This window comes from Glutamicibacter sp. MNS18, from assembly GCF_026107515.2.
Lineage (GTDB): Bacteria > Actinomycetota > Actinomycetes > Actinomycetales > Micrococcaceae > Glutamicibacter.
The window spans coordinates 38960-61023 of record NZ_JAPCHW010000003.1 but is presented as its reverse complement, the minus strand read 5'-3'; the positions used below and the strand labels follow the sequence as shown (position 1 = coordinate 61023).

The following is a 22064-nucleotide window of genomic DNA, read 5'->3' as shown; positions in this document are numbered from 1 at the left end:
GCAATCCCCAACCGGCAGACGCTAACCCTTGGCCGGGTCGAGGCGCCTGGCCCCGGATAGTCCCAGATAGGTGCGATCCTGGTACAGCAGATGCTGGCTGGCCGGCCCATGGTGGATGTCAATGACTTCGGCCGCGATCAACCGCGAGGGACCCACCTGCAGCGAGCTGTGCATCCGGGCCCGGAAAGCGACCGGTGCCAGCGGGAAATAGGGTTCACCGTTCTCCAGTTCCCGCCAGTTCTGCCCGGCGGTGAACCGTTGCCCGTCGGGGCGCGCGAAGGCATCGGCCAGCTCGCTATGCTCCTCCCCCAACAGGTGGATCATGAACGTTGGTGCCTGCAGCACGGCTCCGGCCGAGCCCGAGGATCGAGTCAATGAGAATGAGACGGCCACCGGATCGACGGATAGCGATGCCAGACTGGAAACCGTGAGCCCCACGGGACGTCCGTGCGGGTTCGCTGTAATCAGGGCAACCCCGGCCGGATGGGCTCGGAATGCTGCACGGAAGTCATCGGCTACGTCGCTCATCGATACCGCTCTCTGTTCTACGCTCTTTAATGGCCACCAGGCCGCTTGCGGACACGGCGTGGAAACCACTCACTGACTTGATCCTAGAACCTCAAGTAGACTTGAGGTCAAGACGGTACGCAAGGAGGTGTCCAATGTCACCGGATTCGCGGGAGTTGGATGGGTTGGCCGATGACCTGCTAACCATCGGACAGGTCAGCGACCGTACCGGGGTACCCCGGTCCGCACTGCACTACTACGAGGAGATCGGACTGGTCGGCTCGTTACGTACGCCGGGGCGGCAACGCCGCTATCCGCGACATATGATCCGGCGGATCACGCTGATCTCGGTGGGCCGAAACCTGGGTATCCCGCTGGCCGACATCGCCCGGGCGCTGGAACCGGTCCCGTTGGATCACCGCCCCTCGGAAATGGACTGGCAGCGCGCCTCACAGGAGTGGATCAGGGTACTGGAGCAACGGCGCAGGACAATCGAGCAATTGGAGCAGCGCCTCACCGGCTGTATCGGTTGCGGTTGCCTCTCCTTGGAAGCCTGCCACCTGCTCAATCCCAGTGACCAGCTGGGCGACGGGGGCATTGGCGCTCGTCGCCTGGAAGGCCAGTAGAGCACGACAGCCCGCCATTCCGGGAGGGAATGGCGGGCTGCCACCGGGTGAACGCGGAAACTAGTCGCGGGTCAGGCGGCGGTGGGTAACACGGTGCGGCTTGGCTGCATCCGGCCCCAGTCGTTCGACCTTGTTCTGCTCGTAGGAATCGAAGTTGCCCTCGAACCAGTACCAGTTCGACGGATTCTCCTCGGAGCCCTCATAGGCCAGGATGTGGGTGGCCACGCGGTCCAGGAACCAGCGGTCGTGCGAGACGACCACGGCGCAACCCGGGAATTCAAGCAAGGCGTTTTCCAGCGATGACAGCGTCTCGACATCCAGGTCGTTGGTGGGTTCGTCAAGCAGCAACAGGTTGCCGCCCTGCTTCAGGGTCAGCGCCAGGTTCAGGCGGTTGCGCTCACCGCCGGAGAGCACACCGGCCTTCTTCTGCTGGTCCGGGCCCTTGAAGCCGAAGGCTGACACATAGGCGCGGGACGGCATTTCGACCTGGCCGACCTGGATGTAGTCCAAGCCGTCGGAAACGACTTCCCACAGGCTCTTTTCCGGGTCGATGTTTTCGCGGTTCTGGTCAACGTAGGAGATCTTGACGGTGTCGCCGATCTTAAGGTTGCCGCCATCAAGTTCTTCCATGCCAACAATGGTCTTGAACAGGGTCGACTTACCCACACCGTTCGGACCGATCACGCCGACGATGCCGTTGCGGGGCAGGCTGAAGGACAGGCCATCGATCAGCACACGGTCGCCAAAGCCCTTCTTCAGGTCGCTGGCCTCGATGACGACCTGACCCAGTCGCGGGCCCGGTGGAATCTGGATTTCCTCGAAGTCCAGCTTCCGGGTGCGCTCGGCCTCGGCGGCCATTTCCTCGTAGCGGGCCAAACGGGCCTTCGACTTGGTCTGGCGGCCCTTGGCGTTGGACCGGACCCATTCCAGTTCCTCGCTCAGCCGCTTGGCCAGCTTCTGGTCCTTCTTGCCCTGGACTTCCAGGCGTTCGCGCTTTTTCTCCAGGTAGGTGGAGTAGTTGCCCTCATAGGGGTGCAGCCGACCACGGTCAACTTCACAGATCCATTCGGCGACGTGGTCAAGGAAGTAACGATCGTGGGTCACTGCCAGGACTGCGCCCGGGTAGGCGGCCAGGTGCTGCTCAAGCCACAAAACCGACTCCGCGTCCAAGTGGTTGGTTGGCTCGTCCAGCAGCAACAGGTCGGGTTTCTGCAGCAGGAGCTTGCACAGCGCGACACGACGGCGCTCACCACCGGAGAGGTGGGTCACCGGTTCATCGCCCGGCGGGCAGCGCAAGGCATCCATGGCCTGCTCGAGCTGGGAATCGATGTCCCAGGCGTCTGCGGCATCGATGGCTTCCTGCAGTTTGCCCATTTCTTCAAGCAGAGCGTCGAAGTCGGCGCCATCCTGGGACATTTCCTCGGAAATCTGGTTGAAGCGCTGGATCTTCTGGTAGATCTCCCCGACGCCCTCCTGGACGTTGCCCAGCACGGTCTTCTCTTCGTTCAGGGGCGGTTCCTGTAACAGGATCCCGACCGAGTAACCCGGTGAAAGACGTGCTTCACCGTTGGACGGGGTATCGATCCCGGCCATGATCTTAAGGATTGTGGACTTACCAGCACCGTTTGGTCCCACGACGCCGATTTTGGCCCCTGGGAAGAACGACATGCTGACATCGTCAAGAATGACTTTGTCGCCAACGGCCTTGCGAGCCTTGGTCATCGTGTAAATGAATTCCGCCATGCCCTTAAGGCTAGTCGGTACACGGTGTCAAAACCGAATTCTTCGGTGTTCTGTTGCCGTGGCGGTGCGCAGATTCACACTTGTCACCGAGCACCGCCACATCTGCTTCCATTCACGCCGCTTCGGTATCGCCTTCGGGCCAATGCGTGACCACGGGGGCATCCGACTTATCCTCGGCCGTCGCCGTTGCTTCCGGGTGAGCCGAGCGGGACGCAGGGGTGCCCTCGTGCCGCACTCTGGTGAAGCTACCGGTACCGAATTTCAAGTCATGGCCTAACCCGTAGGCTTCCAGATCGGCACTGGTCCCGGTGCTACCGTCGGTACGTTCGAACTGCCTGATCTGCAATTTCCCATAGATGATCACCCGGTCACCACGCCGCAGGCTCTCCATCGCATTTTCGGCCAACCCCCGGAAGCAACTGACCGAAAACCAGTTGGTTCCGGCATCTGACCACTCCCCGCTTTGCGGATCACGTTTCCGTTCATGTGTGGCTGCACGAAACTTCAGGATCGTGGTCCCCTGCGGGGTGATGCTCAGCTGCGGCTCCGTGCCTACCACGGCACGGATCGTCACAAGGTCACTCATGGCTTCCTACTCCTTCGAATTCCTTTGCCGGGCGCTTCGCCCGCGTAATCCCAGAGTGCCGCCCGGATACCCGACGGTGAGGTAGGGGCGGCGAACTGTGTATAACGCTTCCTCAGTTTCAATTTCGCAAAACGGCCAGTCAATGGGCTAAACTATTTTCGGTCACGCCTCCGTAGCTCAGCTGGATAGAGCAAGAGCCTTCTAATCTCTAGGTCGCCGGTTCGAATCCGGCCGGGGGTACACAAAATAAATCCCATCTTCCTTAGTTGACTAGGGAGGATGGGATTCATCTTTTACCTATTCAGTTTTTACTTGACAGAAACGCACTCTCATGCGGTCATCCTAAATCAGTACACTGCGGAATCCAGTAGGACTTAATCGGTACGCGGCGGAGTCCAGATGAGAGGCGTAAAATCCAGCGGTACGTCATCCTCATTAGCAATGTCCGGCGCCGCCTCGCCTAGGTAGACCGCATTCCCTACAGCTTCCGTCGAGGCGGAGGTTGGTTGCATTTCGGAGAGGTGCACGACGAATACAGGACTAGCGGCCCCCTCCAGTCGCTCCCAGCGCAACGGAGAATACCCCATCGTATCCAGTACCTCATCGGCAATATCACTGGGCATCTTGGAGGGTTCCCAAAAGCAGCAAGTAAAGCCCTCGGGGTCATCCTGTGTTGGAGCAGCGCGGCCAATTAGCAGGCCCGGAACCTCCAAGACTGTCCATAGAAACTCGTTTTCCATCTGCCCACCCACCTTGACGGCTCGGTTAATTGGATCAAGGCTACGCCTGTAAGGCCCGAAAAGGGTGCCCGGATTAGGGTGTGCGTTTCCCAACCGCGCCCGACCCCCGACAACCCAGCCGCCGAGGGCTAGACTGGATGTGTGAGCGCAAAACCTAGTGAAAGTCAAATCTAGGTTTATCGCAGACTAGTCTGCCGTTCACTCCGGCCATAATCTGCTATCACCCTTGCCGACCAATGATCACTCTTAGACTCAGGAGGTCACGATTGACTCTGATTAGCACGCTCCCCGCCGATACAGCGCCAGCCATGGAATGGCTGACACGACGAGAGGCCGCGGAATACCTGCGAGTATCCACAAGGTGGCTGGCCTCTGCCGACGGCAGGGCCACGGTTCCCTACTTCAAGTTTGGGAATCAGGTTCGATACTCCAAGACGGAACTAGACAAGTGGGCACGCGCGCAGCGCGCCAGCTAGGCGGTAGCCGTGCCAATGCCTAAACCTCCGCCGAACGCAGCACGGCAACTGCAATACATGAAAGCCGTGCGCGACTCCAGCCTGAGCCGGAACGCAAAATTCCTTTGCCTCACAGTGGCCACGTATGCGGACAATCAAACAGGGCATTGCTACCCCTCCAGAGAGACGCTGGTCAAGGCTACGGGATACTCCTTAAACGTGGTCAAGAGAGCACTTGCCGAGGCCACGGACACCGGCTGGCTGTACCGAAAACCGGGCCGCTTCAACGGCCCTGCCGACACATGGATAACCATTCCAGGCGCACCTGCGGACGGGCCAGAATCTGGCCCACTGTAAGGGGTCGTAATCTGGCCCACTAACTACATCACCCTTAACTACATCACCGTAGGGAGAGCTACGCTCTCCCCTCGGTAATACTCACTACGTTCGTATTACCTCGGCTGGAGGGCAGGCCCACATAGGCCTGCCTGCCTCGGCTATCCTCCGGTCGCTATCGCTCCCTACGGATAGCCTCGGTGGGGTTCCTTGACCAACGAATTAGACGGTCAGGGAACGGGCACCTTTGGGGGTGCCCTTCCATGGCAGCAGTCAAGGGAACGAAGCGAAGCGAAGCGAGGATGACTCGCCGCCTGATGGGCGCGAGTCTCCGAGTCGGAGCGGGTAGCACGCCGCGTTGTCTCCGAAACGCGGCTACCGGGGCAAAGCGTAAGCGTCCGCTCAAACCCGCCAATCATCGGTCAAGGTGTGGCGAATAGCGAGGCTTTCGCCACCTCACCCCAAACCCCTAGGTATAGGCAATTCGCCATTACCACACTAACCGTCAAGGCGCAATACCCCCTCTAAGGGCCTGCGTGGCCCATTAGAAGGACGAAACTACCTTTTAGGCACACATGCCTGTCCGCAACAATTCTAGGTCGTTAGATCGCATTCTACGGCCTCCGGCGTGACAATGCCCCCGAGGGGGCGAGATTGGAGACATACACTATGTCCACCGTACCAACCATCGAGCAGCTGCAGGCCTCACTGCAGGCCTGCCAGCAGCAGCACAGCCTACGGGTGAAAGAGTGCGCCACCATACAGGCCGAGGCGCAGCAGGCAAGGGCGGAATACTTGAGCCTGAAAGAAGTGTTTGAAGCGGGCGACTTCAAACTAGCTCCAAAGGTTGCCGATGCCAAGGCCGTATCCATGGCCTACACGGAGGCGCTGGGCAAGGCTGAACAGCTGCGCTTGGAGTCTGCGAAGCGTCAAGGCGACGCTCAAGCCGAACTTGAGCGCGTCAAGGTCATCCGCTCCGCCGACCTGCTCACCGGCGAGCAAATCGCCGCCTTGTTGGCGGAGGCGCAGACCGCCATCGACGGCGTGCTATCCCCGTACATTGAGGCGTTGGAGGCGCATGCCGCTGCATATGCCGCAGTGCGTGAGTTGCTGAACGAGTTCCCCGACCACATGCACCGAACACTGGGCATTCATGCACCCGGTTTCGCTGGGCCATACGGCCCTGACAATGGTATTGAAGTTCGCCTAGACGAAGGGGTGCGGCACTACAGTGGCCGCTCCACCGAAGGGGCACTGTCGGACGTAACGCGTGGTTCCTATGGCCGCTACAGTGAATCCCGGCGATAAGCTCAAGGCCACCTCCAACCGCGCCGTCATGGCAGGCGAATGCAGGGCCTGGCGATGCCAGCAGCGCAGCGGGCATGGGGAGTTCTGCACTTACCATGACGAGCGGCTTGCCTTAACTGGCAGCACGGCCAACCAGTGCACGGCCCCGGCCTGCGACAGGCAGGCCGAACGCGTACCCTCGGGCATTGGGTACATGCTCTGCCGATCTCATGCAATGCAACGCTACACTTTGGGGCACACCGGGCCATGGCAAGGTGAGGCCGAGCCTCACCTTGTGCCCCTTGACGGCGACAAAGTCCGTAGCGGCGAGCGCCGGGGGCTGACCCCGCTTGATCGCTTCATGCTGGACGTATCGGGCAACCCTGAAACGGGTTGCTGGGAATGGACGGGATATAGCGACCCATCCGAGCATGGCAATTATGGACAGTTCTGGGATGGTGGCAAACGCTACCGGGCGCACCGCTGGGCATGGGAACACGTGGCATGGCTTGAGTTAAACCCTGAGCTTGACCTAGACCATATATGCCGCAACTCGGCTTGCGTTCGCCCCGGCCACTTGCAGCCGGTCACTCGGAGGGTCAACGGGATTATGGCCACATCCCGTAACGTTCCCCCGCCGGACGGCCTTATCTACGTGAACCCGGTCAAGCACCGCAGCATACATGAGTGGACAATCGGAGGATACTACGGCCTGCCCATCTGGCAAGGTGACGAAGGGGTAATCATTACGGAGTACTTCGTCGACGAGTAAGCGGGTGGCGGTATCTGAATTGCTTAAAGCTACAAGTGAAAAGTCTCTGATACCGCCGCCCCTTTTTTCCGTATCACCCCCGATACGGGGCACCAGCCGCGCAAGAGGGTACCCCCCACCCTCTGGCCGAGCGCCACACGCCTCGGTCATGTGGCGCAACGCTACGCACCCCCATCGATATACCACCATTCGGTGCAGCCCCTAGCTTCACAACATAACTGACATTATGATGTGGTTATGGGAGAGGATTCTAGGGCCGGGGAGGTCGTCATCATGGGAGACATTGAGCAGGCAAACGCCACGCATGAACGCGCCGCGCTTATAGGCCAATGGCTGGCAGCATATCTTGACAGCAACGGAACGGAGGGAAACACATTCAAGGCCTACCGGGCAAACGCACAGCGCTTTACGCGCTGGCTGGATAGCACTGGACTGGACTTACTCGCAGTGACCCGTAGCGATATGGATATGTACCGTTACAGCCTCTCAGGACAAGGGCTTAGCGCCGCTACTGTCTCGCGCCACTTGACAGCGCTCTCCAGCCTGTACACATACCTAACAGACGAAGGCAAGGCCGAGGGCAACCCGGTGGCGCGCGTACGCCGCCCGGTCGTCAGCGCGGATGCCTCCACAACGCAAGGCCTCACGGTAGAGCAGGCCAAGGCTCTAGTCTCGGCAGCTCACAAACACTCACCGCGTGCATACGCGCTAATCGTGTTGCTACTCAATACCGGCATTCGCATTAGCGAGGCGTTGGAGGCGCATGCCTCCGACCTAGGCCACGACTCGGGGCACCGCGTACTAAACGTGACGCGCAAGGGAGGAACCCGGCAGAAAATAGCATTGAACCCTAGCGTCATCCATGCGCTGGCCGGATACCTCGGGGAAGGCATAGCCACCGGAACTGACCTTGAGGCGGCAACTAATGATGCGAAGGGCGCACCTCTGTTTGCCACCCGTACCGGAAAGCCCTGGGCACGTTCCGAGGCGTTCCGCCTCATTCAATCATTGGCGACAAAGGCGGGGATACCGGGTAAGGTATCGCCGCACTCATTGCGTCACACGTTCGCAACCGTGGCCCTTGACCGAGACGTTCCGCTGCATGCCTTGCAGGACAGCATGGGGCATGCCGACCCCCGTACCACGCGCAGATATGACCGGGCACGAAACAACCTGAACAAGGCCGCTGGCTACGCACTAAACGGCGTGTTCGATGACAAATGAACGGGCCGGGGAATTAATGAACGTCCGGCGACGTTCAGCCAAAGACAACCAAGGGGAGGTTTGGGGCAATGGCAATCAAAAGGCACACCGACGGCAAGCGCTGGCAGGTGGACTACTACACACCGGACGGCAAGCGTAAGCGGCCAATCTTTGGCACCAAATCCGAGGCCAAGGCCTTTGAGGCCGATATGGAATCGCGCAAGCGTGGCGGTATCTACGTTGATCCGTCCAAGGCCAAGGGAGTAACCGTTGATAGCCTGTACGCCCTTTGGACAAAGCGCCTCCAGACAAAGGGGGCGCGAGGCACGCGCCCCGTATCCCCCGATACGCTCAAGACCTATGATGTGATCTTTCGTTGCTGGGTGCGACCTCATTGGGAGTATCGCCCCCTCGCTTCAATCACACGGGCCGAGGTAGAGGAATGGCTGGCTACCCTCCGAATGGCCGACGGCTCCCCCGGTACAGACTCCGCCAAGTCCAAGGCGCTGAAACAACTTTCGCGCATGCTGGACTTCGCAGTATCCGAGGGCATTCTTTCATTCAACCCGGCGCGCGACCGCGCGGGGCGTGTCATCCCCACGCCGACCGTCACCCCGTCACGTACTCAAGTGCGCCTCACCATGAGGCAGCTGGTCCGACTGGCAGATGCCACCGGCGAATACCGCCTGTTCGTGCTATTCACCGGATTAACGGGCCTACGCTGGGGCGAGGCCACAACCATACGCCGCAAACACTTGGACTTCGGAGAGCGCCCCACAGTGGCGGTAGAGGCCGGCGTAGCCAAAAACAATGAGGCGCGTATCGTTCCAATACCTTCCCACGTGGCCGAGTTACTGGAGGCAAAGACCCAAACGCTGGAGGCAGAGGCCTACGCTTTCGCCTCACCCCGTGGCAACAGGCTGAATAAGTCGAATTTCAGCAATCGTATCTACGCAGATGCTGGAGAGCGCGCGGGCAATGCAGTGGCAGCGCTGCATGCCCGATTGGCCATCACCGGCGAATCACGGCGCATCCAAGACGGCACAGGGTTCCGGCTGGTCGCTCTCTACGGAGAGCGCACAGAGGCCGCCGTGAAAGCCTTTCAGACAACCGAGGGGCTGGAGGTTACCGGCGTAGTTACGCGGCCTGTATGGGCCGCGCTGGGTCTTACGGTGTATAGCCCCATGACCCTTGGCCTCGGGGATAGTGACTTTATTCCCCCGACCTTCCACAACCTACGTCATACTGCCGTATCTCTCGCCATTAGCGCAGGTGCGAATATCAAGGTTGTACAGCGTATTGCCGGGCATAAGTCAGCGACCATGACCCTAGATGTTTATGGGGATCTCTTTGAAGATGACCTGAACGAAAGCGCTGCACGGCTGGACGTGCAGTTGCGCGAAGTACTCGGCCTAGGCTCGGGCGCAGCCATTGCACAAAGCCTAGACGCAGTAGCCTAGACGCATCCCGTTGGTACTTTGTTGGTACGATTCCAGCTGATGAACCCCTAGAACTAGCGGAAATACCACGTACTTCTAATCTCTAGGTCGCCGGTTCGAATCCGGCCGGGGGTACATAAAACGCTACTTGACTTGGAACGCACCAAGTCAAGTAGCGTCGATCTTTCGCCTAAATCATAACCACCCATTGCTTACCCAACGGAAACAAGTCCAGCGCTGCCAGGGTCACAGGTCAATGAGCTGAAGGAAATCCTCGAACCATTCCTCGCTCGGCAATCGGGCTTCAAAAGGGGCAAACGGCAGTTTCCCGCCGCATGTACTTGTGGGTAGCAGCTGACGACACTAGATCTACCCCCGGCAATCCACCTTCGGTTTCCAGCGGAAGAACACACCTGGAGCGCCAACCATATTGCGAAGCGGCAAGTGACATGACAATTTAGGACCACATCACCCTGTTGTGCGTAGAAGGCCACGGTCCGAGTGAAGAGTTCGAATCCCATGCCATTGGGCTAACGGGTGCCCGGCTTGCTCTAGGAGAATCAGCACAGGGGGCTTCCGGTCTCCGCCATGAGCTCAGAATCCGCCGCCCGTACATTGGAAACCGAATTGACCATCGAGGCCGAGATCCTTGGCAACGCTGGCGACTTGGCGTGGACCGCGTTGCTCCCGCGAAGGGTGTTCAATCTCTGGATAGCCGGCGCAAAATTGAAGCAGTGACGGCCCGGATGACCGTCAATTCGAATCGCCTAGGCACCCACAGCCGGGGAATCTCCCGGCTGCTCGGGCTCGACCCGTGCGGGGGCTCCCTTCGATTTGAACGCGCCGAATACCACCATCACCGCTATCACCGCGGCTGGCAGCAGCCAACCGCTCCACCCCATGATGGTCATCTTGCTGGGCTCCAGGAAGGCGCCAAAAGCCAGGAACAGGGCGCCGAAGCCCACTGCCGCGTTGAACACCCCATGGGCAATCGCCACCGGCCAGACCGATGCGCTGTACATCCGCAGCCAGCCCAAAAACGCACCAAGCACGATGCACATACCCGACATGTAAACCAGGGACATGGGGCCTGATGAGTAGGGATAGTTGTACCCCAGGAGCAGCAACGGTGCATGCCAAACGCCCCAGATCACCCCGGAAAGCACGATCGCCGGAACAGCTCCGAGCCTGAGCAGCCGTGGCCAAAGCCAGCCTCGCCAACCGATTTCCTCCCCCAGCGCGGGCAACGCATTGAGGAATCCGCCCAGGACCACAAAACTGAATTGCAGGGCCAAGAACTTGGCGACGCCGTCACTACCGGCAAGGATCCGCACCCCGACCATATGCTCGAAATCGGCCGGGTACACGCCGATCGCATCACCCACGAACAGCGCCTGGAAGATCAGGGCCAAGGGTATGAGCACGCCCAGCAGGACTCCGAGGAGGAATCGGCCGACGGGTCGCACCGGCCATAGACCCACATCGCGGGCAAACCCCCTGAGCTGGCGCTGGAAGAGAGTAACGATCAGGGCGGCGATGGCCGGAGTCCACATCATGATCGTTGCAATCCACACGAATTGCGGGTGCAACAATCCCTCACCCATCCACAGTGGTAAGGCGACAACCCAGGCCAACCCCATGCTCAGGACCACGAACCAAAGAATCGGCACCAGCCATTGCACCTTGCTTGTTTTCAAGCCACCAAACCTGTCGTCAGTCCCAACTACGTGCCCTTTCACCCTAACGGCATCAATCGCCGATGCAACAAGACACACGAGTGGCAGACGGGTTCCGGACGCAATTGAACCGCTATCGACCAACACCGGCTGCCACTCGTTTCCAACAGATGGCCGGTGCAAGCTGTGCGGGACTTGTGGCCAAGCTCAACAGTTACCCAATTCGCGGTTCGGTGGACCACTTTTCGAAGTCAAGGCCCGGGATCTACGATAAAATCAAAGTACTGTAGTTATTAGGGAAGGTTTGCCAATGACCGTGACCACCGCACCAGCGCGCCGCTTCACCGGCGAACGCTTGGGCATCAGCCTGGTGTTTCTGCTGGCTGGGCTGTGGTTCGCGTCGTGGGCCGGGCGCCTATCGGTCATCAATGACGTTTTCGGCTTCACCGGCACGGGCCTGGGCGCCTTCCTTGCATGCATGACCGCGGGATCACTACTGGGCCTGGGCGTGGCTCCGGCATTGATTCGCCGGTTACCCACCCGTCACCTGCTGACCTACCTGCCTTTCGCCCTGGCACTGAGCCTGATTGCCCTCGGGGTCGCCGTCTCGGTCATGCGGACCCCGGAAACCGCCTATCTGACCTTGTTCGCAGGTGGTGTACTTTTCGGGATCCTGGATGTCACCATGAATGTCTACGGGGCCGGTGTGGAACGGCGTCTTGGGCACAGCATCCTTCCCTCGCTTCACGGATTCTTCAGTCTGGGCACGTTGATCGGTGCCGGCTTGGCGACGATGACCATCGGCATGCAGTGGTACACCATCTGGCATTTCGGGGTGGTGGTACTGCTGATGTCCGGATTGACGCTCTGGTCGGTTCGCTTGATCAGCCACGAAGCACACATTCAGCGACCACGGCCCCCGACGACGCAGCCCGCAGCGGCCCACCACCCCAGATACATGCTCCTGTTGCTGGGGCTCATGGTGGCCGGACTCAGCTTCACCGAGGGTGCAGCCAACGACTGGCTGGCGGTGGCCACTCATGACGGCCACGGCCAGGCCCACTCAACCGGCGCACTGGTGTTCACGATTTTTGTGGGTGCCATGACCTTGGGCCGCTTCACCGGTGGTCGTGTGGTGGACAAGCTCGGCGCGGTACCCGCTCTGCTCCTGATGGGAAGCGTCGGCCTGATCGGTGTCACGCTGTTCATCACCGGCTCGGACATGCCCGTTATCGCGGCCGGAGCGTTGCTCTGGGGATTGGGTAGCTCGCTGGGATTCCCGGTGGGCATGTCCATCGCCGCATCACGCTCGGAGCATCTCGGCCCGCGTGCGGTCAGCATCATCAGCACCTTCGGATATGGCGCAATGCTCAGCGGCCCGCCGCTGATCGGTTTCCTCGCGGATTACCTGTCGGTCCTGACGGCATTGTGGCTTGCCGCGGCCGTTTTGCTCGGTTCGCTGCTTATCACCCCGATCGCCGGCCGTAGCACCAGAACCCTTAGACCGGCAGCGTCTTCCGCTCCTTGATATTCCGCATCACGATCGTGCTGGTCAGCTTTTCGACACCGGGCAATTCCACCAGCACCTCGTCATAGAGCTGCTGGTAGCTGGGCAGGTCCGCGGCATAGACACGCAGCAGGAAATCGGGTTCCCCGAAGAGCCGTTGCGCCTCGACGATGAAGGTCACCTGTTCCACGGCGGCTTCGAAGTCCTTCATTTCAGACCGGTTCTTCAGGGTCACGAAGACGAGCGCCTCGAAGGACAAGCCGACTTTTTGCGGATCAATCACCGCCTGATATCCGGTTATGACCTGTTCTCGCTCCAGGTCGCGGATCCGCCTGTGGCAAGGTGCGACGGTCAACCCCACACGCTCGGCCAAGGCCGTCGCGCTGATACGTCCGTCCGATTGAAGCTCGGCGAGAATTGCACGGTCTAGTTGATCCATGCGTCAAGACTAGCCGATGGGCAATAAAAATCTTGAAATCCGTCATTCGTTCAAATATTTTTGCCCATATCATCAATTCAGCACGAAATTCGGCAAGCACATTTCTCCCGTTGTTCCATACAGTTGGCACCACTAGCTACTGCGATTGGAGAACACCTTGGAACTCTCGCTCTTTACCGGTTTCGCCCTGGTCTCCCTGACATTGGCCTGCACGCCTGGTGCTGATTGGGCCTACATCATTTCTTCCGCCATCTCGAAACGGACCTTTATTCCTGCGGTACTCGGATTACTCAGTGGCTATCTCTTCCACACCGCGTTGGTCGCGTGCGGGATAGCCGCTGTCGTCGCCGGCTCCCCTTGGTTGCTGTCCTGGCTCACCGCAGCCGGAGCGATCTACCTGTTCTGGCTTGGCATCAGCACACTGCGCGGATGGAAGGCGGCGAGCTTCCGTGACGGCGCGACGGTTCGTGAGCCCGATGCACGCACCGACTCCGGCTCGCGCACAGGCAATCATCACGCACCGGCAACCGGTTCGGTGGCACTCGTTACCACTACCGCCACGACCACGCGCGCGGATTTCCTCAAGGGCCTGCTTACCAGCGCAACGAACCCCAAGGCCCTGTTGCTTTACGTGGCTTTGATCCCGCAGTTCATCTCCCGGGAATCCCCCTGGCCGCTGCCTGTACAAACCGCTACCTTGGGCCTGATGCACTTTGCGGTTTCGATTCTCGTCTACTTCGGTGTGGCGATGGCCGCACGCATCCTGCTGCGCAGCCGGCCACTGGCAGCCAGGCTGGTCACCTTGCTCAGTGGGCTGATTATGATCTGCCTATCCGCCGGGCTTGTGATCGAGCAGGTCATACTGCCCTAACCAGTTTTCCCCTGCCCACGAACCACTGCCCGAGCCTGTTGCTCGGGCAGTGGTTCGTTAGGCACGTCAATCCAGCATCTACCCCGAGGCCGCGACTCGGGATTTTGCCAGAATATGACGTAGAATTGAACACCGATCAAGACAATTGAACAGTGATCAAGTATGCTCAATGGAACGTGCCAGAAGGCACCGATCCCCCGTTGCTAGCCGACCGAAAAGAACCCACCATGCAAGCCAGCCCGAAGGCCGCAGGCCAAACCAGTTCCGTGACCGTTCCCGGCATCCATCTGGAGAAAATCACGGTATTGCGGGCAGGCAAGGTAATTCTCGAGGACATCACGGTTTCCCTGAACGAACCACGCATTGGAATCATCGGACCGAATGGGGCGGGAAAGTCCACTTTGGTGCGTTTGCTGAACGGACTGGTTCTTCCCAACAGCGGTACCGTGCAGGTCGGGAATTTCACGACTGCGCGGGCAGCGAAGAGGATTCGACGGGACGTGGGATTCGTCTTCCAGAATCCCGCCAACCAGATCATCATGCCATTGGTGCGCGATGACATCTCCTTCGGTTTGAAGAACCTGGGCCTCGCAGCCTCCGAACGGCTGCGCAAGGTCGACCAGACACTTGAGGAACTCGGCATCGCCCATCTGGCCGAACGTGAAAGCCACACGCTGTCCGGAGGGGAACAACAGATGGTCGCACTCGCGGCGGTCCTGGCCATGGATCCCCGTGTCATCATCTTCGACGAACCCACCACCATGCTGGACCTACGGAACAGGCTTCGCTTCCAGAAGGAAATCAACGGATTGAACCAGCAGGCCATCGTGGTCACCCACGACCTGGAGGTTCTTGAAGACTTCGACCGGGTTCTGGTGGTCACCGACGGACGGATCGGATTCGACGGGGCGCCGGGCGATGCGGTGGACTTCTACCGTCACTGGAGCGCCCAGTGATTGCGGCCAAGAACGATTCGTGGCTTGCCTTGGTTCCGGCCGGGGCCAAGTTCGCCGTCTTGCTGCTGGTCAGTATCGGGCTCTACCTGGTCGGCCATTGGCAGCCATTGGCCGTTGCCCTGCTGGTCTCCATCGCGTTGCTCCTCTCCGCGAAGGTGGCACTGAGGCAGTTACTGTGGCCCCTTGTCTCGCTGCTGGTCATCGTCGGCATCATCTGGGTGCTCCTCGGTATACAAACGGGATGGGAACAAGGAGCCGTGGCCGCGCTACGGCTGCTGACCCTGTGCATCTTCGCCTACACCGTCAGCCTGAGCACCACCTTCGATCAAATGCTTGAGCTGTTCCAGAAGGTGGCCTCGCCGCTGAAATACCTGGGAGCGAATCCCGCCCAGATCTCCCTCGGATTGGCCCTGGCTGTACGCTTCATTCCCGAACTCAAACGCGTCTACCTGGAAGTCCGCGAGGCGCAATTTGCCCGTGGCCTTCACAACAACCCCCTGGCGGTCGCGGTACCCCTGGTCATCCGCTCCTTGCGCATCGCCGAGGAAACGGCAGAAGCCCTGGATGCCAGGGGATACGACAGCACCACCACACCGTAGCCATCACACCAACCACCACATTTCCCTAGGACCCACCATGCACAGCAAACCACTAGAGAGTTCCCCCGAAATCCCCGTCACCGGTGCAGCCGGCACCTCCAGCGCCACCAAGGACACCGTGCTGGTTGCGGTCTTCGCCGCGATGATCGCCGCCATGGGCCTGGTCCCTCCCATCACATTGGGCCTGATCCCGGTTCCCATTACCCTGCAGACCATGGGAGTGATGCTGGCCGGTGCGATGCTCGGACCAGTTCGCGGAATGCTCGCCACGCTCACCTTTGTTGCCCTGGTCGCTGCCGGATTGCCGCTCCTGTCCGGCGGTCGCGGCGGCTTGGGCGTGTTCGCCGGCCCGACCGGTGGCTACCTGATCGGCTTCATCGCCGGTTCCCTGGTGATCGGAGTGCTGTACAAGTACTGGGTGCTCTCCCGCCGCAGCAAGGCCGCCAGGCTGGTCGCCGGGTTCCTTTCCGCCGTCATCGGTGGCGTCCTGGTGATTTACGCCTTCGGAATCCCCTGGACCGCCATGGTCGCCGGAATCCCCATGGGCACTTCGGCCATCGGTTCGCTCGGATTCCTGCCCGGTGACTTGATCAAGGCAGGAATTACCACCGCCGTGGCTGTCACCGTGCACCGAAGCTACTCGGGTCTGATGAAATAGGATCCATGGAACTTGCCGCTACACTGCATCAGCGCACCCTGAACCATCCGGCCAAAGCGGCGCTGATCACTCCCACCGAAACGCTGACCTATGGACAGCTGTACGCCACCGCGTGGGACCTGGCCGTGAGGATCGGCCGGGGCGCCCATACCAGGGCCCGCTCCGGCCAGCCCAGCCGCGTGGGACTGCTGGCCAGCAACCCGGTTGACCTGATCGCCGGATACTACGCCGGGGCCTTGAGCGGCACCAGCGTGGTTATCCTGGACCCGGTATGGCCGGATTTGCGGCTGCGGACGGTGATCGCCGACCTGGGCCTGGAACAGATCATCTGCGGGGCACGGACCACACCGCTGGTCGGCGAACTGGCACCCGAGGTCGAACGGCATTCGGTGGTGCGCCATGGCGGGACGGACGTGTTCGTGGCCCCCGAGCATATCGATTCGGACCACGAGCTGATGGTCGTGTTCACTTCCGGAACCACGACCTCCCCCAAGGCCATCTGCCGTTCCCGGGCCTCCTGGCAGGCATCACTGCGGGTGGGTACGCGAATCCTGCATGCCACGGCCTCGCAGGTGACCCTGGTACCCGGTCCGCTGGCCCACGGGCTCAGCCTGTATGCCGCCGTCGAGAGCATCACCACCGGCGGAACGGCCCTGTTGACCGGCAAATGGGACTCCAGCGCGGTAAGTACCCTGCTGGCACGGTACGAGTGCACCCGGGTGGTGGCGGTCCCCTCGATCCTTGGCAGGCTTCTTGCCGAGCACCGGCAGCAGCTCAACTCCCTGCAGTTCGTCATCTGTGGAGGCGAGGCCCTGTCCCCGGCATTACGCGATGCCTACGAGGCCCTGGCCCCGGTCCAGGACGTCGTCGAATACTACGGCACCAGCGAACACAGCCTGATCGCCTACCGCACATCCGCCGATGCGGCATTGCCCCGCTCCGCGGGTTTCACCGGACGCTCGTTCCCGGGAGTGGATATCCAAATCCACCAGGCCAATCCCCAGACGGGGATCGGCGAGATTTTCGTGCACAGTCCCATGCTCGCCAGCGACTACCACCACAGCAGCACGGAGTCCTTCCGGCGACGCGGACGCAGGGTGAGCGTCCAGGATCATGGGAGCTACGCCCGCGGCATCCTGCAGATGGCGGGCCGTGCCGGTGGAATGATCAACCTCGGCGGAAACAACCTGCACCCCTCGGAAGTCGGAGAGGCTCTCGCCCGGGCCCTGGGCGTTACCGAAAGCCGCCTGCTGCTGGCCTCGGATCCCTCCGGAGAGGCGCGGCTGGTGGCTTTCCTGCTCGCCGCCGACTTGGGTGACCGGCGCAATCCACAACTGTTGTTGGATCTTCTGCATCACCAGCTGCCCAAATACAAGATCCCGCATGAGCTGGCCTTGCTGGATCATTGGCCAATGACCAACAGCGGGAAGATCTCCACCAGCCGGCTGCTGGAGGCGCATGCCGGGCAGCAGGCCACACGGGTCGTGCTGCGGTGAATCCCGTCTACCTGGTCGCGGCCCGACGCACCCCGGTGATGCGTGCCGGCAAGCAGTTCCTGGACGTGGGTGCCGAACGGCTGGCGGCGCTGGCCATCGATGCGGTCCTTGAGGACAGCGGCATCAGCATCCCCGATATCGACCACGTGTTCCTGGGAAATGCCGCCGGCCCCGGCGGCAATATCGCCCGGGTATCCGTGCTGGCCAGCCAACTGCCCGATTCGGTGCCCGCTACCAGCCTTGATGCCCAATGCGCCAGTGGACTGGATGCCATTGCCACCGCGGCACGGATGATCGCCTCCGGTGAAGCCCATGCGGTGATTGCCGGCGGTACCGAAAGCTCCAGCACCGCCCCCTGGCGACTCACCCGCCCCAACGACCCCATGGAACCGGTGCGCCGGTACTCACGGGCCCGCTTCACCCCGGCCCCGGACCCCGATCCGGATATGGGCCAGGCAGCGGAGAACATCGCCGAACGCTACGGCATCAGCCGTGAGCGGCAGGACCTGTTCGCCCTGCAAAGCCATCACCGGGCATTGGCCGCCCAGCAATCCGGGATCTTCGACAACGAACTGGTGCCGGTACAGACCATCCGGGGCCTGTACGCCGCCGATGGCTGCCCGCGGAAGAACCTGACTGCCGAGAAGCTCGCGGCCCTGCGCCCGGTCTTTCGTGCCGCTGGCACGGTGACGGCCGGTAACTGCTGCCCGATCAATGACGGCGCCGCCGCGGTGTTGTTGGTCGGGCACGAGATGTTGCATTCATTGTCCCCCGGTTACGCCCTGCGGTACCTGGGCGCTGCACATGGCGGTTACGATCCGCAACTGCTGGGAATGGCTGCGGTCCCGGCCTATCGTCGACTGGCCCGCTTGCGGCCGGACCATTTCCGGCATACGCCCCGGCTGGTGGAATTCAACGAGGCCTTCGCGGTGCAGGCACTGGCCTGTTTGGACGAGCTGGGTATCGATCCCGGGGATGTGAACCGTGATGGGGGTGCCATCTCCCTGGGACACCCGTACGGGGCCAGCGGGGCGATCCTGGCCACACGACTGTATTGGCAGGCCCGCCAACAGCGATTGCATGGCCAGAGCGTCGTCGCGCTCATGGCCGCTGCCGGTGGCACCGGTACCGCCGTGGGATTCGAAGGCCTGGATCTGGACGGAGATCTGCCCTAGAGGTTGAATCCCAGGGCGCGCATCTGTTCGCGTCCGTCCTCGGTGATCTTCTCCGGGCCCCAGGGTGGAAGCCATACCCAGTTCAAGTGGTAGGTGTGCACCAGGTCCTTGAGCGCCGAGGCCACCTGTTCCTCGATAATCTCGGTTAACGGGCAGGCCGCGGTGGTCAACGTCATGTCAATGGTCAGCACCGAGTCATCGCCGTGGCGCAAACCGTAGACCAGGCCCAGATCCACGATATTCACCCCCAGCTCGGGGTCGATCACCTCCATGAGCGCTTCACGGATCTGTTCAACCGGCCGGGTGATGCGGCTGGTCCTGATTTGCGATGCGTCTGTCATCAGCTACTCCGAAACACTCATGGATTTAGGTCTACCTTATGGCATTACGCTACACTATACGCACGCTATCGGTGATTCGTATAGTGGATCGCCACATGGCGCGGAATTTTTCACGTACTTTTCCACCAGACACGGGGTTAACGACCAGGCCGGCCAGGCAAAGGGCACGGGAGTGTCCATTGCCTGGCCGGCAGGTTGTTGCAGGATGGTTCCTAGATGTTGAACCCGAGGGCTCGCATCTGGTCACGTCCATCATCGGTGATCTTCTCCGGACCCCATGGTGGCATCCAGACCCAGTTCAGGCGGTGCTCGTCAACCACGCTTTCGAGCGTCGAGGCCACCTGCTCCTCGATGATGTCGGTGAGCGGGCAGGCTGCGGTCGTCAGGGTCATGTCGATCAGCAGTACGCCGTCTTCCGCGTACTTCAGACCATAGAGCAGACCCAAGTCGACGATATTGACACCGAGTTCGGGGTCAATAACATCCTTGAGCGCTTCCTCGACTTCATCCAGCGGGGTCACTGCCGATCCCTGCTGTGCTTGTGTTGATTCGCTCATGGTTGTTTCCCTAGGCCGTGACGTTCAGGTAGCGGTCGTAACCTTCATCTTCCAGGCGGTCGGCCAGTTCCGGCCCACCCTGTTCGGCGATCTTGCCATCGACGAAGACGTGTACGTGATCCGGCTTGATGTAACGCAGGATCCGGGTGTAGTGGGTGATCAGCAGGACACCCATCTCGTTCTCGTCCTGGGCGCGGTTGACACCCTCGGAGACAACCTTCAGCGCATCCACGTCCAGGCCCGAGTCGGTCTCATCCAGCACCGCGAACGTCGGCTTGAACAGTTCCAGCTGCAGGATCTCGACGCGCTTCTTCTCGCCACCGGAGAAACCCTCGTTCACATTGCGCTGGGCGAAATCGGCGTCGATCTTCAGCTGCTCCATGGCGGCCTTGACATCCTTGGTCCAGGTCCGCAGCTTCGGGGCCTCGCCGTCGATCGCGGTCTTGGCGGTGCGCAGGAAGTTGGTCATGGACACGCCTGGGACCTCGACCGGGTACTGCATGGCCAGGAACAGGCCGGCCTTGGCGCGCTCGTCGACGCTCATTTCCAGCACGTCTTCACCGTCGAGGGTGATCGAACCGGAGGTCACGTTGTAGCGTGGGTGGCCGGCAATGGTCGAGGCCAGGGTGGACTTGCCCGAACCGTTCGGGCCCATGATGGCGTGGGTTTCGTTGGTGTTGATCACCAGCGAAACACCCTTGAGGATTTCCTTCTCGCCCTGCTCGGTGTCGATCGAGACGTGCAGGTCCTTGATTTCCAGAGTAGACATACGTCGTTCCGTTTCTGTGTCTAAAAGCTTTCGAATTGTCCGGGCCAACTAGCTGTTGGTGACGGCCAGTTCCTCTTCGATGATGTCGTTCAAGCGCGCTTCGAGCTCCTCGTCGCGGATCTGCTGCACGATCTCGTTCAGGAAGCCGCGCACCACCAGACGGCGTGCGGTCTTCTCATCGATACCGCGGCTCATCAGGTAGAACAGGTGCTCGTCATCGAAGCGCCCGGTGGTCGATGCGTGCCCGGCACCATCGATCAAGCCGGTTTCGATTTCCAGGTTGGGCACCGAGTCGGCACGGGTGCCGTCGGTGAGTACCAGGTTGCGGTTGGCCTCGTACGAGTCGGTTCCCGGTGCCTCCTTGCGGATCAGCACGTCACCCACCCATACGGTGTGTGCCCCATCGCCCTGCAGCGCGCCCTTGTACAACACGTTGGACTTGCAGTTCGGCAGGTTGTGGTCCACCAGCAGGCGGTGTTCCAGGTGCTGGCCGGCGTCGGCGAAGTACAGCCCGTACAGCTCCACTTCGGCGTGTTCCCCGGTAAAGCGTGCCGAGGGGTTCACGCGCACCAGATCGCCACCGAAGGTGATGACCACGTGCTTGAAGTAGGCATCCTTGGCCACGGCAGACTGCTGGCTGGAGGCGTGGATGGCGGTGTCTTCCCAGGCCTGCAGGGAAACCACGGTCAGCTTGGCACCGGAACGGACCTCGAACTCGATGTTCTGGGCCAGCACGGCCGAACCCACATGGTCAAGCACCAGGGTCGCCTCGGAGTTCTCCTGGGCCACCACGATGATGTGCTGGGCCGCGGCGTCCATGGACTGGCCGGTAATGGTCAGCCGGGACTTGATGCCTTCGGCATTGGCCGGAATGGTCAGCACCTGCGCCTCGGAAGCGTACTTCCAGGCGTTGGCGGAGACCCGGTCATCCGGGGTGGCCACCACGCCGCGCAGCTTGTCGGCCTGCGGCACGGTGGTGATGGTGACCTTCTCGTCACCGCTCAGCTCGACCTTGGGGGCCGGTCCGGTCAGTTCCGCGGTGTGCAGCCCGCCCAGGCGCTTGAGCGGGGTGAAGCGCCAGTCCTCTTCACGCCCGGTCAGCGGGGTGAAGTCTTCGACGTTGTAGCTGCGCAGGCGTCCGGCACGGGAGGAGTCGGGAACCCCGACACCGCCACCGTGGCTGTGACCCTTGACGGAATCACCGGAAAGTGGAGCGGCGGCTTCGTTCAGCGGCGAAAGGTTCTCGCCCTCTTCGGTGAAGCCCGGAATCGAAGGGGCGCCAATGCGGGCCTTCTCGTCGGGAATATGGGTAGTGGTCTCGGACAT

24 protein-coding genes and 1 tRNA gene are annotated in these 22064 nt (G+C 61.1%); 15 read left to right on the top strand and 10 right to left on the bottom strand.

Annotated features, from left to right (window positions below; genetic code table 11):
- Nucleotides 1-21: 21 nt before the first annotated feature.
- Nucleotides 22-528: a flavin reductase family protein gene (locus OK351_RS03835; RefSeq protein ID WP_265156035.1), complete on the bottom strand. Its 507-nt coding sequence runs from the start codon at nt 526-528 to the stop codon at nt 22-24.
- 134 nt (nt 529-662) lie between these two features.
- On the opposite strand from OK351_RS03835, the gene soxR reads away from it, so the two are divergent.
- On the top strand, nt 663-1133 hold the full coding sequence (gene soxR / locus OK351_RS03830; RefSeq protein WP_265156034.1) for a redox-sensitive transcriptional activator SoxR: 471 nt from the start codon (nt 663-665) through the stop codon (nt 1131-1133).
- 60 nt (nt 1134-1193) lie between these two features.
- On the opposite strand, the gene ettA is transcribed toward soxR, so the two are convergent.
- Nucleotides 1194-2876, bottom strand: coding sequence for an energy-dependent translational throttle protein EttA (ettA, locus tag OK351_RS03825; RefSeq protein ID WP_265156033.1), 1683 nt, complete (start codon nt 2874-2876; stop codon nt 1194-1196).
- Nucleotides 2877-2988: 112 nt separating this feature from the next.
- Entirely contained in the window at nt 2989-3462 is a 474-nt protein-coding gene (locus OK351_RS03820; protein WP_265156032.1) for a single-stranded DNA-binding protein, read from the bottom strand.
- A gap of 166 nt (nt 3463-3628) precedes the next feature.
- On the opposite strand from OK351_RS03820, the gene OK351_RS03815 reads away from it, so the two are divergent.
- Nucleotides 3629-3702, top strand: a tRNA-Arg gene (locus OK351_RS03815).
- Nucleotides 3703-3836: 134 nt separating this feature from the next.
- Here OK351_RS03815 and OK351_RS03810 read toward each other — a convergent pair.
- On the bottom strand, nt 3837-4202 hold the full coding sequence (locus tag OK351_RS03810; RefSeq protein WP_265156031.1) for a hypothetical protein: 366 nt from the start codon (nt 4200-4202) through the stop codon (nt 3837-3839).
- A gap of 236 nt (nt 4203-4438) precedes the next feature.
- Between OK351_RS03810 and OK351_RS17925 the strand changes: the two genes are divergently transcribed.
- From OK351_RS17925 to OK351_RS03790, 6 genes are all read left to right on the top strand, one after another.
- Nucleotides 4439-4678, top strand: coding sequence for a helix-turn-helix domain-containing protein (locus OK351_RS17925; protein ID WP_371931373.1), 240 nt, complete (start codon nt 4439-4441; stop codon nt 4676-4678).
- 15 nt (nt 4679-4693) lie between these two features.
- Nucleotides 4694-5014: a helix-turn-helix domain-containing protein gene (locus OK351_RS17920; RefSeq protein WP_371931372.1), complete on the top strand. Its 321-nt coding sequence runs from the start codon at nt 4694-4696 to the stop codon at nt 5012-5014.
- A gap of 648 nt (nt 5015-5662) precedes the next feature.
- Entirely contained in the window at nt 5663-6301 is a 639-nt protein-coding gene (locus OK351_RS03805; RefSeq protein WP_265156030.1) for a hypothetical protein, read from the top strand.
- Between the two features lie 1024 nt (nt 6302-7325).
- The gene (locus OK351_RS03800; RefSeq protein WP_265156029.1) at nt 7326-8276 is read left to right on the top strand and encodes a tyrosine-type recombinase/integrase; all 951 of its coding nucleotides are present in this window, start codon (nt 7326-7328) and stop codon (nt 8274-8276) included.
- A gap of 68 nt (nt 8277-8344) precedes the next feature.
- On the top strand, nt 8345-9715 hold the full coding sequence (locus tag OK351_RS03795; protein ID WP_265156028.1) for a tyrosine-type recombinase/integrase: 1371 nt from the start codon (nt 8345-8347) through the stop codon (nt 9713-9715).
- A 567-nt stretch (nt 9716-10282) separates the two neighbouring features.
- Nucleotides 10283-10432, top strand: a complete 150-nt coding sequence (locus OK351_RS03790; RefSeq protein ID WP_265156027.1) for a hypothetical protein — start codon at nt 10283-10285, stop codon at nt 10430-10432.
- Between the two features lie 29 nt (nt 10433-10461).
- Here OK351_RS03790 and OK351_RS03785 read toward each other — a convergent pair whose 3' ends face one another.
- Nucleotides 10462-11391 carry a CPBP family intramembrane glutamic endopeptidase gene (locus OK351_RS03785; protein WP_265156026.1) on the bottom strand — a complete coding sequence of 310 codons (930 nt, stop codon included), beginning with the start codon at nt 11389-11391 and terminating at the stop codon, nt 10462-10464.
- Between the two features lie 295 nt (nt 11392-11686).
- Between OK351_RS03785 and OK351_RS03780 the strand changes: the two genes are divergently transcribed.
- Nucleotides 11687-12898 (top strand): MFS transporter, encoded by a 1212-nt coding sequence (locus tag OK351_RS03780; protein WP_265156025.1) that lies wholly within the window; start codon nt 11687-11689, stop codon nt 12896-12898.
- Here OK351_RS03780 and OK351_RS03775 read toward each other — a convergent pair.
- Complete coding sequence (locus tag OK351_RS03775; RefSeq protein WP_265156024.1) at nt 12870-13316, bottom strand: Lrp/AsnC family transcriptional regulator; 447 nt, start codon at nt 13314-13316, stop codon at nt 12870-12872. The genes OK351_RS03780 and OK351_RS03775 overlap by 29 nt on opposite strands.
- Before the next feature lie 157 nt (nt 13317-13473).
- Here OK351_RS03775 and OK351_RS03770 point away from each other — a divergent pair, with 157 nt between their 5' ends.
- The 6 genes from OK351_RS03770 (at nt 13474) to OK351_RS03745 (ending at nt 19071) form a co-directional block, all read left to right on the top strand.
- Nucleotides 13474-14187: a LysE family translocator gene (locus OK351_RS03770; protein WP_265156023.1), complete on the top strand. Its 714-nt coding sequence runs from the start codon at nt 13474-13476 to the stop codon at nt 14185-14187.
- 227 nt (nt 14188-14414) lie between these two features.
- Complete coding sequence (locus OK351_RS03765; RefSeq protein ID WP_265156022.1) at nt 14415-15143, top strand: energy-coupling factor ABC transporter ATP-binding protein; 729 nt, start codon at nt 14415-14417, stop codon at nt 15141-15143.
- Nucleotides 15140-15742, top strand: a complete 603-nt coding sequence (locus OK351_RS03760; RefSeq protein WP_265156021.1) for an energy-coupling factor transporter transmembrane component T family protein — start codon at nt 15140-15142, stop codon at nt 15740-15742. The genes OK351_RS03765 and OK351_RS03760 overlap by 4 nt, the downstream gene beginning before the upstream one ends.
- Nucleotides 15743-15779: 37 nt before the next feature.
- Nucleotides 15780-16400, top strand: coding sequence for a biotin transporter BioY (locus tag OK351_RS03755; protein WP_265156020.1), 621 nt, complete (start codon nt 15780-15782; stop codon nt 16398-16400).
- Nucleotides 16401-16405: 5 nt separating this feature from the next.
- On the top strand, nt 16406-17896 hold the full coding sequence (locus OK351_RS03750; RefSeq protein ID WP_265156019.1) for a class I adenylate-forming enzyme family protein: 1491 nt from the start codon (nt 16406-16408) through the stop codon (nt 17894-17896).
- Nucleotides 17893-19071 carry a thiolase family protein gene (locus OK351_RS03745; protein ID WP_265156018.1) on the top strand — a complete coding sequence of 393 codons (1179 nt, stop codon included), beginning with the start codon at nt 17893-17895 and terminating at the stop codon, nt 19069-19071. The genes OK351_RS03750 and OK351_RS03745 overlap by 4 nt, the downstream gene beginning before the upstream one ends.
- Here the strand turns inward: OK351_RS03745 and OK351_RS03740 are convergent.
- The 4 genes from OK351_RS03740 to sufD form a co-directional block, all read right to left on the bottom strand.
- On the bottom strand, nt 19068-19412 hold the full coding sequence (locus OK351_RS03740) for a metal-sulfur cluster assembly factor (RefSeq protein ID WP_265156017.1): 345 nt from the start codon (nt 19410-19412) through the stop codon (nt 19068-19070). The two genes, OK351_RS03745 and OK351_RS03740, sit on opposite strands and share 4 nt — an antisense overlap.
- A 212-nt stretch (nt 19413-19624) precedes the next feature.
- A complete protein-coding gene (locus OK351_RS03735) occupies nt 19625-19969 on the bottom strand; it encodes a metal-sulfur cluster assembly factor (RefSeq protein ID WP_265156015.1) in 345 nt (114 codons plus the stop codon).
- A gap of 10 nt (nt 19970-19979) precedes the next feature.
- On the bottom strand, nt 19980-20738 hold the full coding sequence (gene sufC / locus OK351_RS03730) for a Fe-S cluster assembly ATPase SufC (RefSeq protein ID WP_265156014.1): 759 nt from the start codon (nt 20736-20738) through the stop codon (nt 19980-19982).
- Nucleotides 20739-20786: 48 nt separating this feature from the next.
- Complete coding sequence (gene sufD / locus OK351_RS03725; protein ID WP_265156013.1) at nt 20787-22064, bottom strand: Fe-S cluster assembly protein SufD; 1278 nt, start codon at nt 22062-22064, stop codon at nt 20787-20789.